Source organism: Dyella sp., assembly GCF_035508675.1.
Lineage (GTDB): Bacteria > Pseudomonadota > Gammaproteobacteria > Xanthomonadales > Rhodanobacteraceae > Dyella_B.
In genome coordinates this window covers 1-13,963 of record NZ_DATJMN010000331.1, presented here as the reverse complement: position 1 = coordinate 13,963, position 13,963 = coordinate 1, and the positions used below count along the sequence as shown (strand labels likewise).

Genomic DNA, 13,963 nt, shown 5'->3' with positions numbered 1-13,963 from the left:
GTACCTTGTGGCAAGCCGATGCGGAGGCGATCGAAACGCTGCTGCGCACCGCCGTGGAAACCAAGGTGCTGAAGAACAACATCTTCCAGCCCAAGACGGTGGAGCGGGAATGGCCGGCATTGCGCGCCTGGGCCAACGGCGCCGACATCGACGAGGAAACCCTGCAACGCTATACCCAGGCCAAGCTGGATAGCGCCGTCAGCAAGGGCAAGTCGCCGCCTGCGCATCCGGCGTTTGCCGCCGTGCAGCTGTTGCTCGACGCGTGCAACGCCGAGCCGCCATTGAAGCCCTTGCTGCTTGCGCACGCACTGCCATGGATAACCGCGCGCGTCGAGCAGATCCGCGAGCGCCAGGCCAAGCCGGGTTTCGACGACATGCTGCGCCAGCTCGATGCCGCCCTGCTCGGCCCGCATGGCGCACAGCTTGCCGGCACCATCGCCGCGCAATATCCGCTGGCCCTGATCGACGAATTCCAGGACACCGATCCGCTGCAGTGGCGCATCTTCCAGCGCATCTACGCACAGCGGCCGAACACCGCGCTGCTGCTGATCGGCGATCCCAAACAGGCGATCTACGCATTCCGCGGCGCGGATATTCATACCTATCTCGCCGCGCGGGAGCAGGCGCAAACGCCCACCTGGACGCTCACCACCAACTACCGCTCCACCTCATCGCTGGTCACGGCGGTGAATCGCGTTTTCCAGTACGCCGACCAATGGCGCGAGGGTGCGTTTGCATTTGGCCATGGCGCACACGGCCTGCCCTTCCAGCCCATCCATGCCGCGGGCGCCAAGCGCCGCCTGCTTTACGACGATCAGCCCGTCGCCGCGCTCCATCTGGAAGTGCTCGCCAGCGACAAGCCGCTGGGCGTGGGCGCCTATATGGAAATGGCCGCCGCGCATGCCGCGTCGCACGTCGTGGATCTGCTCGACGCCGCACAGGCCGGGCGCTGCGGTTTCGTGGACCCACAAGGCACGCACACGGCGCTGCGCCCACGCGACATCGCCATGCTGGTACGCAGCCGGCGCGAGGCCGCATGCATCCGCACGGCCTTGCGCCAGCGTGGCGTGCATAGCGTTTATCTGTCGGAAAACGATTCGGTATTTGCCACCGAAGAAGCACCGCATGTGCTGCTATGGCTGCAGGCCTGCGCCATGCCCACTTCCGACCGTGCCATGCGTGCCGCGCTGGCCAGCGCCAGCTTGCAGCGCAGCCTGGAGGAGCTGGATCGGCTCAATCACGACGAAGCCTATTGGGAATGGTGCGGCGAGCGCTTCCGCGAGCTGCAACGGCTGTGGCAGCGGCACGGCGTGCTGGCGATGCTGCACCACCTGCTGCACGTATTCGACCTGCCGGCGCGCTTGCTGGCCACCGCCAATGGCGAACGCGTACTGACCAACCTGCAACACCTGGCCGAACTGCTACAGCATGCTGCGGCCAATCTCGATGGCGAATACGCGCTGATTCGCCACTTGGCGGCGCAGATCACGCGCGCCTGCGAAGGCGATATGGAAACCGGCGAAGAACAGGTCGTGCGCCTGGAAAGCGAAGCCGATCTAGTGAAGGTGGTGACCATCCACAAATCCAAAGGCCTGCAGTATCCGGTGGTGATGCTGCCGTTCGTCAGCCGCTTCCAGGATGCGCCACGTGGCAGCATGCAACCCTGGCACGACGACGCCGGCACGGCATGGATCGACCTGCAGCCCGATGCGCAAGCGCAGCAACGCATGGAGCGCGAGCGCCTGCAGGAAGACCTGCGTCTGTTCTACGTGGCGCTGACGCGCGCCGAACACGCCTGCTGGCTGGGTGTCGCCTGCGTGGCCGATCGCAATAAACCCTTGCTGCATCGCTCGGCCCTAGGCTACGTGCTGTGCGGCGGCGAGCAAGCGATCGAACCGGTCGATCTGCTGGCGCACCTCGATGCGCTGCGCGATGGTTCGCCTGACATCCAGGTGCAGGTAGCCGGCGAATCGGCCGGCGTGCGCGTCCATCGTCCGCCGTATCGCGCCAGCGGCGAACGCCAGGCGCGCGTGTATCCGCTCGCGCCGCCGGAATCTTGGTGGATATCCAGCTATAGCGCGCTGACCCACGGCGAAGGCGAAACGATGCAACCAACCGCACCGGAAACCGCCACCCAGGACGTGCTGGCCGAAGCCGTGCGCGAATCGGTGGAATGGACCGGGCCAAGCATCGACTACGGCATGCACGCTTTTCCGCGTGGCGCCGACGCCGGCACCTTTCTGCACGACCTGCTGGAATGGATCGCCGAAAGCGGTTTCGCTGCCGTGGTCAACGCGCCCGCCGCGTTGGAACAACAGATCGCGCGCCGTTGCCAACGGCGTGGATGGCAGGCGTGGATCGCACCACTCGCCCAATGGCTGCCGGCGCTGCTGCAGACGCCGCTGGCGTTGCCGGACGGCGATCCGCTGGCGCTCGCGCACATCGACGATCACAGCCGGTACCAGGCCGAGCTGGAATTCTGGTTCGAAGCCCATCGCGTCGACACGCAACAGCTGGATCAGCTCGTCACCCGTCACACCCTGGGTGGCCTGCCGCGCCCGTTGCTGCCGCCGAACCGCGTCAATGGCATGCTCAAAGGTTTTATCGATCTGATCGTCGAGCACGCGGGCCGTTATTACGTGATCGACTACAAGTCCAACTGGCTGGGCGATACGGCCGCGGCCTATACCGCGGCAGCGATGCGCGAAGCCACGCTGCAAGCCCGCTACGACTTGCAGTACGCCATCTACACGCTGGCCCTGCATCGCCTGTTGCGCGCGCGGCTGCCGGGCTACCGCTACGAACAGCATGTCGGCGGCGTGTTGTATCTGTATTTGCGCGGCGTGGACCAGGCCGGGCATGGCGTGCATACGGAGCGTTTGCCGTTCGCCTTGATCGATGCGATGGATCGGCTGTTTGCGCAGGAGGCACCCGCCCATGCTGCGTGAAACCTTGCTGGCGACGCTGGCCGATGCCGTCGCGCGGCGCGTGCTGCGTCCGTTGGACCTGGCCTTTGCGCAGTTCATCGGCGACTGCGATCCCTACGCCGAGCCAGCCCTGCAGTTGTTGGCGGCGTTGGCGAGCCGGCAGCTCGGCGATGGCCATCCTTGCCTGGACTTGCGCGCACTGGATGCCCTGGCGTTGGAACAGGCCTGGCCGGCGGCATGGCTGGAACTGCTGGCCACGACACCCATGCCGGCCTCGCGCATCATGGCCGGTGTCGATGGACTGCCCGCTGACGCACCGCTGGTACTGGACGGGCATCGGTTGTATCTGCGCCGCTATTGGAATTACGAATGCCGTGTCGCCGCCGGCATTGCCGCGCGGCTGGTTGACAGCATGCTGCCGGCGGAGACATTGCGCGATGAGCTGCAGCGCCTGTTTCCTGCTGCCGCCGGCGAGGGCGTTGCATGGCCGCGCGTGGCGTGCGCACTAGCGGCACGCGGGGCTTTCAGCATTATTACCGGCGGACCTGGCACCGGCAAAACCACCACCGTGGTGCGCCTGCTCGGTTTGCTGCAAACCCTGCAGCTGCGCCAACACGATGCGCCCTTGCGGATCCGCCTGGCTGCGCCAACAGGCAAGGCCGCCGCACGCTTGAATGCCTCGATTGCGCGCCAGATCGCCATGCTCGATGTCAGCGAAGCGGTGCGCCAGGCCATTCCACTGGAAGTGGAAACCCTGCACCGCCTGCTGGGCGCACGTCCGGACAGCCGCCGCTATGCACACGACAACCGCCATCCACTGCACGTGGACGTGCTGGTGGTGGACGAAGCCTCGATGATCGATCTGGAGATGATGGTCGCGGTATTGGATGCGCTGCCGCCGCATGCGCGTTTGATTTTGATCGGCGACAAGGACCAGCTCGCCTCGGTGGAAGCCGGCGCGGTGTTGGGCGAACTGGGCCAGCGCGCCGAACAAGGCTGCTACACCTCCGCCACCGCACAATGGCTGCTTGCCGCTAGCGGCGACGATGTCACCGCATTCGTGCACCGCGATGCACATGCCCTCGACCAGCACATCGCCATGTTGCGTGCCAGTCATCGCTTCGACGCCGCCAGCGGTATCGGGCAACTGGCGGTAGCTGTAAACGCGGGTGATGCGGCGGCGGTAAATACCTTGCTTGCGGCGCCATCGCCCGACATGGCCTGGCTGGCTGCCAGCGTCAGCAGCGTGCCGATCGCGCCGCTGGTGATCGATGGGCAAACCGATGGATCGGCACAGCACGCGCCGCAAGGGTTCCGGTTCTATCTGGAACGACTGCGGCATCACCGCCCTGCCTTCGATGCCGACGATGCGACATATCGGCAATGGGCGCACGATGTGCTGGACGCCTTCAACCGTTTTCAGATGCTGTGCGCCGTGCGCCAGGGACCTGCCGGCGTCGACCGTTTGAACCGGGAGATTGCTGCCGCACTGCGCGCCACGGGTTTGATCGACGCCGACCGCGGCTGGTACGAAGGCCGGCCGGTGATGATGACGCGCAACGATTACAGCCTGGGGCTGATGAACGGCGACGTCGGCATCACGCTGCGCATGCGCGGGGCCGATGGCGAGCTGCGCTTGTATGTAGCGTTTCCGATGACCCGTGGCGCGTCATCATCTGCACCGCAAGAGACGGGCGCACAGGTGCGCTGTGTCCTGCCATCGCGGCTAGGCGACGTGGAAACCGTGTACGCGATGACGGTGCACAAATCGCAGGGTTCGGAGTTTGAACACACCATGCTGGTATTGCCCGACGACGCACCCGCCGTGCTAACGCGGGAGCTGCTGTATACCGGCATTACGCGCGCACGGCGCTGGTTGACCCTGGTGGGTACGCAAGCGGCGATCGAGCATGCATTGGCGCAACGCACGCGGCGGTATTCGGGACTGGGAGAGCGACTGTAGGCTGGGATGAAATCCCAGCATCACCATCCACATAAAAGCCGGGATCGCATCCCAGCCTACATCTGCGCCATGCGCTACCAGCAACTTCCATTCGCATTGGCCGCGGCATCGTCTTTGCCCGGCAATTTCCGCCCGGCGTTGTCGATCGACAAGCTTCCGCATGCATCGCCGGCCTGGCGGCCGATCGGCGTTGCCATCGCGACAAAGCCCTGCCCGTCATCATCCACCACGCTCATTGCCAGTTCGTAATAACCCTGAGCCGACGCTGGCCTGGCATCGCCAAGCTTGTCCAGGTTATCCGCGTAACGGTTGTAGGTGGCGTACCAGCGCTCCTGCGCCTGCGCGATCGCCATCAGCATGTGCTGCGCCTGCGCGCGGTGCGAACGCATCACGTAGCGGGAATAGGATTGCGATGCGAGTGCGGCCAGGATGGCGGCTATGCCCAGAACAATCATCACTTCGATCAAGCTGAATCCACGCGTACGATCCATCGTTACTCCTCAAGAACCTGGCATCAACAACGACCACGAACGACGGCGCCACAACGGGGCGTCCAGTGATACCGGCACCTCCATCGCACCACCGCTTCCCTTCAAGGTGATGCCAGGCAAGATCAACTGGCCGCCACCTGCCGCCATCACCACCGGCAAGCTGCCGCTGGTCGGTGGGTTTTCCACCTGGGCACCTGCATACGAACCGCCACCAAAACCCAAGATCGATCGCGCACCACCGGTGGCCGCGTCGATGGCCATGATCGCGCCTGACGGCGTATCCCCGTTAGGAATGAGCGTGCTGATCAACACGGTGTTGGTCGTGAACAACGCCGTTGGCGTCACCACCACGCGCTCGCCGGCGGCGACATCCAGATCGATACGCCAACCGCCCGCCTGCATCGAGATAGGGTCGGAGGTGAGGCTGCGCAGGCTGGCGCTGCTTCCCGACGCAGGATCGGTCACCGCATGCTCGCTCAATATCTGCTGCTGCAGACTTGCGTGCGACACGGTGACCGGCTTGCCTGCGCTATCGAGCCGATCGCGTATGCCGTAGATCGATTGTACGGTTCGGTCGGTTTTGTCGCCCTCGCCAAGGTATTTGCCCGTGCCGAACACGACCATGAAACGATTCGTCGCAGGATCCGGGAAAAGCCGCGGCATGACGGTAACCGGCTGCGCACCCTGCGCTGCTGCGCGATACGCCAGGCTTATGTTCCAGCTGGCCGGGTTCGGCGCGGACAGGTCGAAACGCCACAGATTGCCGGCCAGGTCGCCCGCAAAAGCAACGTCATCGACCTGATCGTTGTCGTAGTCGCCAAGCACCGGCGTGCTCAATCCATGGCTGCGTACACCATCGATAGCGGGTGTCTTGAGTTCGGCCATGACCGCACCGGTTTGCGCGTCCAGCACGAACAAGGCGCTATAGCCGGGTGCCGTACCCGCCGCTGCTTCGCAATCGGCGGGTTGGTCCGGCTTGCTGCAATCGGCAAAGTAGCCGTTCGGCACCAGCACCGCCCAGCGGCCGTTCGCCAACCGCGCGATGGCCGGTTGCCCATAGGTGTAGCCCAGGTCTGCCGGGTTATAGCTGGCCCCGGTTTGCAGTTCGCCGCCAGGTGAATCGGCGTCGAATTCCCACAGCACCGTGCGCCCGGGATGGGCCTGACTGGCGTCGCCGGGGTCGGTGATATCCAGCGCATACACGCCACGACCGCCAAGGCCCAAGCCGCCGACCAGCAGGGTGTGCCATTCGCGCCGGCCTTGCTCGCTGAAAAACACGTCGCGCGTGACGGGTGTGGCATCCACGGTCGGCTGGAACTGAAAGGCCCGCGCCTGCGTAAGGCGGCCAAGGTGTGCATAGGCGGCGCGCGGTACGTAAGCCCAGCGTTCCTTGCCTGCATCGGGGTCGCTTGCATACGCCGCGCAGGCGCCTTGCTCGTCGTGCGTCTGGCATGCGGGAACAGGCGCATGAAACGCGTGCAGCATGCCGTCGTTGGCGGCAACATAAAGCGTGGGCACACGCCCTGCATACATGGCTACAAAATCCGCATAGCGCTGCGCAGCGGGTGCAGCTTCCGGAGCAGCGCCATGCACGTTCGACCAGGCATCGGCATAGTTGCCGGTGGGATAAGCCACATACAGCGCTTGCGAATGCACGATCGCGCCCAGCACGCTGCCGCGCAGGCGCAGCGTGCCGTCCTGTTCCAGCGAACGAACGCCGCGCAGGTAGTCGACGCGCGCTTCCAGCGTATCGGCAGGGACTTCCGGCGCCGGCGTCATCAGGCCGCGTTTCTCGTCATCATCGAACGGCCCTGCAGGCTCGAAAGCGATGCCGGCAAGCGTGCCCCGCCTGCTTGCGGTGAGTATCGTGCGGCCGGTTGGTGGCGTAACCAGCGGATGGGTGAGCAACGCACCAGCATCCCACACGGTGCGCGTCGTGATGCCGTCCGCATTCAACGCGACGGCCTTGAGTACGCCGGAGCCATCGGCAGCATCGTAGCCACCGAGAAAAGCAAGCGTTCCACCGGTCAGCACGTTCTCGTTCAAGGCAAGCGTGGCCAACGAGGGCGCGGCGCGTGTGCGGTCCAACGGTGTCGGACTCAATTCCACCGTGCCGGCAAGACTCTCGGCGAAAACCGGCGCCGTGGGCATCAACACGGCGCCAAGCCACATCAGCCATCGAACGGAATATTCAAGGGCGCGGCGCATTGAACGTACTCTGCACCACGCTCACCACGTTGGCATTGCCACCCGTGGCACGCGCAGTGATGCGGTAAAGATGCGTGTCAAGCTGACCGCCGTTGTTCGGACCGGTGCTGCCCGATTCATGCAAGCCACCTACGCCAGGCGGGCGTTCGCTGCCCAGGTCTTCGATGATATAGACCGGATCTCTGGCCAGTGCCGGTGCATAGCCGCCGCCGGTGGGGCCTTTGTAGCTGAGACTGATGCCGTCGATCCAGCCTGCTGCGGTTTGGAAGCGGGTCACGGCACCATTCGCCGCGTAAGGCGCAGCATCGGCACGGTAGATCACGCAGCCATCGTCTTGCGTAATGAAATTATCCCCGCAATGCAGTTGCGCGCCGGCCTGGCTCGCCAACGACCACAATTTGTATTCCACGCCGCGCAGCGTCGCCTCCGCGGCCAGGCGTGCTTGCTGGGCGTGACGCAAGCTGCCGGCCATGCGCTCCTGCAACAGGGAGTGTTGCGAGGCCGCGATGGCGAACATGCTTAGTAGGACCAGGAAGATCAGGGCCATCAGCAGCGCGAAGCCATGCTGGGCGCGATGCGCTGGTATCGTTCCCCAAGCGCGCGAATGCATGAGATGCACGTCGCCCCGCCGAACGACTAACGCTGTTGATGCTGACTGTCGAACACCAGGCAACGAGAGGCGATGTCCCTGTGCCCTGCCCTTCACACCTGTTCGCATCCTTGCCACCTCCTACGGATTGGCATTGCGCACGGCCACCACCGCCGTGAACTCGCGCCGCAACACGGGCAACGGAAATCCCTGTTGCAATGGCGTCACCTTTCGATCATCCGCGGTCGGCGGTGCCGGTGTGAATATCCCATCCGCCGCGTAGCTGTAGGCCAACTCATCCGCGGTCAGTGCGTACAACGGGGTTTGCCCTGACATCAGCAGGTCGACCTCGATCAGGCTGACCGATCGCCACAGGCAACCGCGATCGTTGCTGCCGGCCATCGGCACGGGCAAGGCAGGACAGTCGGCGCGTGTACTGTTGTCCACCTGCTCGGCGGTGTAGTAGCGCAGCGTGCCGTCCGCCTGTTGCACGCCGTACCTGAAATCCAGACGTTCCACGCCGCGTGCAATTTCTTCGCCCGTACCACCCTGCGAGGTCTTGCCGCCATTGACACGCCGCATCAACGCGCCGGTGGTGCGCCCCGTGCCATCGCCGGTATCCACCACTTTCAGGTAATAGGTCACCGTCCGCACATCCCGGCTGACGCTGAACAACCTTGGCGCTGCCATCTGCTGGAAAACATGCGGCTGGGCAAAGTTGTTGCCGGTGGAGGTGAGTTCACTGCCACCCATGCTTGCTACGGCGAACATCTGGGCGCCGGAACAATCGGCCAACATCAGCAACGGCTCGTCACCCTTGGCATCAGCCGCTTTCGTTTCTTGAGGCAACGGGTTCAAGCGGACGGTCACCGAACCATCCGCATGAGTGAGCAAGGTGCTGCCGCGCGCACTGCCTTCCGGCGCGATCGCCCAGCCGCCAGCGGAATTGAGATAGCGCACGGTAAGTACCGATGCGCCCATCACGCGGCTATCCATCCCCTTGCCCATCGGCGGTATGCTGAAGCCATTCGGATTGCGCTTGTTGCTCGGGTCCGCCGGCGCGCAACTGCTTACCGTGCAATCGTAGCCACGCATGGTCAAGAACGAAGGCAGCGAATACGGTGCACTCGGAGCCGGCGGATAGGCGCCGCCCCAGGGCGTGCTCACGTCGCTCAACGCCCGCATAAGCAATGGTGGATCACTGGCATAGACGGTAGGTACGCGCGGCCCGTCCAGATACGGCCCCGCAGCGCTTGCATGCGCGGCGCCACCGCTGCCGTTGCAGTAGGACGCGCCCGCCATGGCAAGGTCGTTCCTGATCTGCGTGATGGCAAAGCGCCCCTCTTCCTGCAAGCGTGCCAACTGCTCTTGTGCCTGGCGGATGTTCGAGGTGGACGTAAACACCGCCACGATCCCGAAGCTCACCACCAGGCCGAGCGCCATGGCGATCATCAACTCGATCAGGGAAAGCCCTCGACAGCGACGCTTCACGGCTGGAACTCCCAGGTGAAGGTTTGCGGTTCTGCCTTGGCACCGAGGGCGGCGCGCTCCATCCAGCGGATCGCCATCGTGCAACGTCCACCGTAAGGCGGCCGCAGCGCGATCTGCTCGTGCGTCGGCACACGCGCCACGCCGCTCCGGTCGCAGTGGATGCTGGCCTCCGTTCTCGGCGGCAGAAAGGTCTGCAACTGGCCGCTCCAGCGCTGCCGATCGTATTGCGCCAACTGCCTGGGCGCGCAACCCGCGGCGCAATCCTGCGCGCTTGCGTCCGGGTAACTGCCGTCGTAGTCGCCGTTCCACACCCCCATCAGGTTGGCCTGCATGCGCTCGGCCATGTTCTGCGCAAGAAAACTCACCTGCGTGCGCAGATAGGCGGCCTGGTTGGCGCGCGCGGCCATCGCCATCAAGCCCGCCGCACCGATCAGCCCCAGACTGAACACCAGCATGGCAACCAGCACTTCGATCAGCGTGACGCCTCGTGAATACCGTGACAGCGGCATCAACACACTTCCCTTTGGACCCTGCGGACACTGTGGCTGCGCCGCCTGCCTTCCGTCAGTCGGCCAGCGCCCCAATCTGCAGTCCGAATCCCGCCGACTTCTTAGAGCCTCTCCAAGAGCTTGCAGCCCGTAAGACGGCCCCTTAAACTAAGCGGCTTAGCCGGAATAGCTCAGTTGGTAGAGCGGCGCATTCGTAATGCGTAGGTCGTAGGTTCGATTCCTATTTCCGGCACCATTTTCTTCAATCAAAACAGCGCATTACACGTTGCAGTGTGATGCGCTGTTTTGCTTTGGATGGCACGATTTCGCACATTTGCTGTGGCAAATCTGTGGCATTCCCCAGACGGTGCTGCGGGCTCCGCAATGGATTGCGTCATTCCGCCCTGGCCTCGCATCTTTATGCACTCAACGAGGAACTGATACGTTACGTGCGCTAGCGCGCTGCTTTTGTCAGGGCCGGACAGGGGGAATGGATGCATGTCAGAATCGCATATCGCGGGCAATTCAGTGTCAAGCGCCCCCAAGGGGGCGCTTGAACATCCAAAGCACCTAACGTGCCTAACGAAATCGAAAGTTTCCCTGCAAACCGCCGACGGGCGGCTCATAGAAGTTTGGGAGCTCGATGTCCCTCTATCGGCGGAGTTCCTTAGCCCCTGGGCATCTCGCTTTCGACAGCAATATTGTCCGGATCACGAAATAGATCAGCTAAGGGAGGGCACAGGACTCTCGCGCGCGGACTATTTGACTCAACTAGTGTTCCCCGACAAGACCAATGCTCCAGGGCCTGCTATTCGCTCAAGTGATTTCGCCGAATTATTGGTTTCCGACTACGTTGAGTTTGTCCTGGGATATCGAGTCCCGCGAGGAAAGTATGCCGATAAAGCAAGTCGCAATGAGTCGGTAAAGGGCGTAGACATCCTTGGATTCAAAATGGTGAACCCGCCACACGTCTCTCAGAATGATACGTTGCTGGCATTTGAGGTCAAAGCCAAAGCTTCCGGCGCTCCCTACTCTGGCCAGCTTCAGTCGGCGATTGATGACTCGTCAGAGGACTACCTTAGACGAGCAATAACACTCAATGCTACTAAGCGCCGGCTGCTACGCGCCGGAGAAGGGCAAGAAGCACTCGTCGTACAGCGCTTTCAGAACCAGGCAGATCACCCCTACATCTATCGATCAGGGGCGGCAGCATTGTTATCTGACGATGCTTACAACAAAGTCGCGCTGGAGGGCTCGGTAACTGAAAAGCACCAGAACTCAAAGAATCTCGAACTAATCGTGATTCGTGGCTCGGCATTGATGAATCTGATACACGCTTTGTACGAGCGAGCCGCAAATGAAGCCTGAGTCAAATAGTCGACGCCTCTTAGGGATCACTCGTTCCAAGGGGAAGATGTACGAACTAGGCGTTCCCGAGGAATCTCATCTATCCGTTCCACGAGGAAGTAATCCACAGGAGCTTTTTTTGCTCGCAGTGGGCACGCTCGGCGATATAGCAGCATCCATTAGCAGCAGTAGAAATGCAGACACTCCTCTCCCGCCCGAAGCGGCAGAAGAGTTGAGTTTTTCAGCGAGCTTCTTTGACGCCTTCTTAGACTCGCGCTTCTCTACAGAGATACACCGCGACACCTTGCTTCTAGCATCGTCCGCTTACTATCTTGCCCGTCGCCCCGGGAGCAGCCTAGTACTGGCCCGAAGGATTGGTGAGGTCGACCAGGAAGCGGCCGTGGACAAAATTCTACGCTGGGTCTTGGCTGGCCGTTGGGAGTCGTACCCGCAGGTTAGCCACCCATTATTCGGCTCCGTCCTCAATGAAATTGCCAGACTGCTCGCCTTTCACTTCTATGAAGGTGCCAACATCGAAGAGCTGACTGGATCATTGGAATCACTTCGAAGCCAAAGCTACGAAAGCGGGTCGTCACGAGAACTTCTCTTCGCTGACCTGCTGTCCGCAATCGTGCGACTCCGTCTTTCATCTTCGGCGTGGACAACGCTTCCGTCATTCACGGGTATACCCACAGAACAGTGGGCTAGAGCAGTAAGGCGACCTGAGTTTCCGAAAGAGCTTTGGCCATCCCAAATTCTGCTTGGTCGAGCCGGAATATTTTCTGGTGTTTCGGGCATCGTCCAGATGCCGACTAGTGCGGGTAAAACTCGATCAGTAGAAATCATACTCAGGAGCGCCTTTCTTGCTAACCGCACAAAAGTAGCTGTAGTCGTCGCGCCATTCAGAGCTCTCTGCCACGAAATCAGTGCGTCACTTCGCCATGCCTTTCGAGACGATGACGTAAGGGTCAATGAACTCTCCGACGCACTCCAGGCCGATTTTCTCCAGCAGATTTCAGATCTGCTAGGCATGCATATCGCAACGTCGTCTTGCATACTAGTTATGACGCCCGAGAAGCTCCTCTACGTGCTCCGGCAGACCCCAAGAATCGCATCCGCCTTGGGACTAGTCGTTTATGACGAAGGGCATCAGTTTGACTCTGGGGCTAGGGGCGTTACTTACGAATTGCTGTTGACCGAGATTAAAGCTGCGCTGCCGGCGGCGTCACAGACGGTGCTGATTTCCGCGGTGATTCAAAATGCGCAAGCTGTAGGAGAGTGGCTAATCGGCAACGACGCTCAAGTCGTAAACGGCACGACATTGCTTACGACTTCGAGAGCAGTTGCCTTCGCGAGTTGGGCCGAGCGCCTCGGACAGCTCATGTTCTACGAATCAAACCGTTACGACCAACCAGACTATTTCGTGCCCAGGGCGGTGGAACAACAGTCTCTTGAGCGCAGAGGTCGAGAGCACGAGCGATTCTTTCCAGAAAAAGATGTTGCAAACGACGTAGCCCTGTACTTGGGCATTCGTTTGGCTCCTCAAGGCGCAGTCGCAGTGTTTTGCGGACGGAAAGACACCGCCATGAATATGGCCTCCCGCGCCGTCGACGTGTACGGACGTAGCTTTAGTATCAGTCCCCCTGCACATACCGCAAATGCTAACGAGCTGGTACGACTGAAGAACCTTCTTGATGGGCATTTCGGTGAGCAGTCAATTCTCAGCCGTGCAGGCGCCTTGGGAATCTTTGTCCATCACGGCACCACCCCACACGGCATACGTCTGTCGATTGAACATGCAATGCAGCGCAGTCTCATTAATTTTGTGGCCTGCACATCGACCTTGGCACAAGGCGTTAATCTGCCAATCAGGTACTTGATCGTCTCCGGCATCTATCAGGCCGGAGAAAAAATCAAGGTGCGCGACTTCCAGAATCTCATTGGCCGCGCTGGACGATCAGGCATGCATACAGAAGGCCTCATCATATTCTCCGACCCAGCGGTCTATGACAAACGAAACCAAGGAAGTGATGCATGGAGGTTTGAGTCATCAACGGAGCTTCTGTCTCCAGAGCGCGCCGAAAGTACAAATAGCTCGCTATTGACCTTGCTTGATCCCATAAGAAGCGTAAATGGGAGATGGGAGCTTCGGCTGACGCCTGGCCAGCTATGCGAGCTCCTTTTCGCGGAAGAAGAAACGTGGACAGACTGGGCTAGCGGAGTAATGCGACTCAATCCTTCGCGTCAGTTCAACGCCAGCGCAATACTCGCTGATTTAAAGCAGCGTCGGCGCCTGCTTATCGCTCTTGAGAGCTACTTGATTGAATCGCCCCGGGATTGGTGGAGGCTCCAACTCTTGAGAAGATGGAGCCATGAACAAATCGAACAAGTTCTCCCCGGAAGTCCGCGAGCGCGCCGTGCGTATGGTGCAAGAGCATCGTGGTGAGTACCCGTCGCTG

General features: G+C 61.7%; 8 protein-coding genes, 1 tRNA gene and 1 pseudogene. 5 read left to right on the top strand and 5 right to left on the bottom strand.

Going from position 1 to position 13,963, the window contains the following annotated elements; all coding sequences use genetic code 11:
• Both recB and recD read left to right on the top strand, forming a co-directional pair.
• Nucleotides 1-2,948: exodeoxyribonuclease V subunit beta (recB, locus tag VMA74_RS17825; protein ID WP_325369409.1), on the top strand; the 2,948-nt coding region annotated here is incomplete at its 5' end.
• On the top strand, nt 2,938-4,890 hold the full coding sequence (gene recD, locus VMA74_RS17820; protein ID WP_325369407.1) for an exodeoxyribonuclease V subunit alpha: 1,953 nt from the start codon (nt 2,938-2,940) through the stop codon (nt 4,888-4,890). The genes recB and recD, both read left to right, overlap by 11 nt.
• A gap of 74 nt (nt 4,891-4,964) precedes the next feature.
• Here recD and VMA74_RS17815 read toward each other — a convergent pair whose 3' ends face one another.
• The 5 genes from VMA74_RS17815 to pilV form a co-directional block, all read right to left on the bottom strand.
• On the bottom strand, nt 4,965-5,381 hold the full coding sequence (locus tag VMA74_RS17815; RefSeq protein WP_325369405.1) for a type IV pilin protein: 417 nt from the start codon (nt 5,379-5,381) through the stop codon (nt 4,965-4,967).
• 9 nt (nt 5,382-5,390) lie between these two features.
• Nucleotides 5,391-7,589 (bottom strand): pilus assembly protein, encoded by a 2,199-nt coding sequence (locus VMA74_RS17810; protein ID WP_325369403.1) that lies wholly within the window; start codon nt 7,587-7,589, stop codon nt 5,391-5,393.
• The gene (locus VMA74_RS17805) at nt 7,573-8,199 is read right to left on the bottom strand and encodes a pilus assembly PilX family protein (RefSeq protein WP_325369401.1); all 627 of its coding nucleotides are present in this window, start codon (nt 8,197-8,199) and stop codon (nt 7,573-7,575) included. The genes VMA74_RS17810 and VMA74_RS17805 overlap by 17 nt, the downstream gene beginning before the upstream one ends.
• A 120-nt stretch (nt 8,200-8,319) precedes the next feature.
• Nucleotides 8,320-9,669 (bottom strand): PilW family protein, encoded by a 1,350-nt coding sequence (locus tag VMA74_RS17800; protein ID WP_325369400.1) that lies wholly within the window; start codon nt 9,667-9,669, stop codon nt 8,320-8,322.
• Nucleotides 9,666-10,178, bottom strand: a complete 513-nt coding sequence (gene pilV / locus VMA74_RS17795) for a type IV pilus modification protein PilV (protein ID WP_325369399.1) — start codon at nt 10,176-10,178, stop codon at nt 9,666-9,668. The genes VMA74_RS17800 and pilV overlap by 4 nt, the downstream gene beginning before the upstream one ends.
• Before the next feature lie 159 nt (nt 10,179-10,337).
• Here pilV and VMA74_RS17790 point away from each other — a divergent pair.
• From VMA74_RS17790 to VMA74_RS17780, 3 genes and pseudogenes are all read left to right on the top strand, one after another.
• Nucleotides 10,338-10,413 (top strand) — tRNA-Thr (locus VMA74_RS17790).
• Nucleotides 10,414-10,655: 242 nt separating this feature from the next.
• Entirely contained in the window at nt 10,656-11,525 is an 870-nt protein-coding gene (locus tag VMA74_RS17785) for a virulence associated protein (RefSeq protein WP_325369397.1), read from the top strand.
• A pseudogene (locus tag VMA74_RS17780) lies at nt 11,515-13,455 on the top strand (DEAD/DEAH box helicase); the annotation flags it as partial. The gene VMA74_RS17785 and the pseudogene VMA74_RS17780, both read left to right, overlap by 11 nt.
• Between the last annotated feature and the right edge of the window lie 508 nt (nt 13,456-13,963).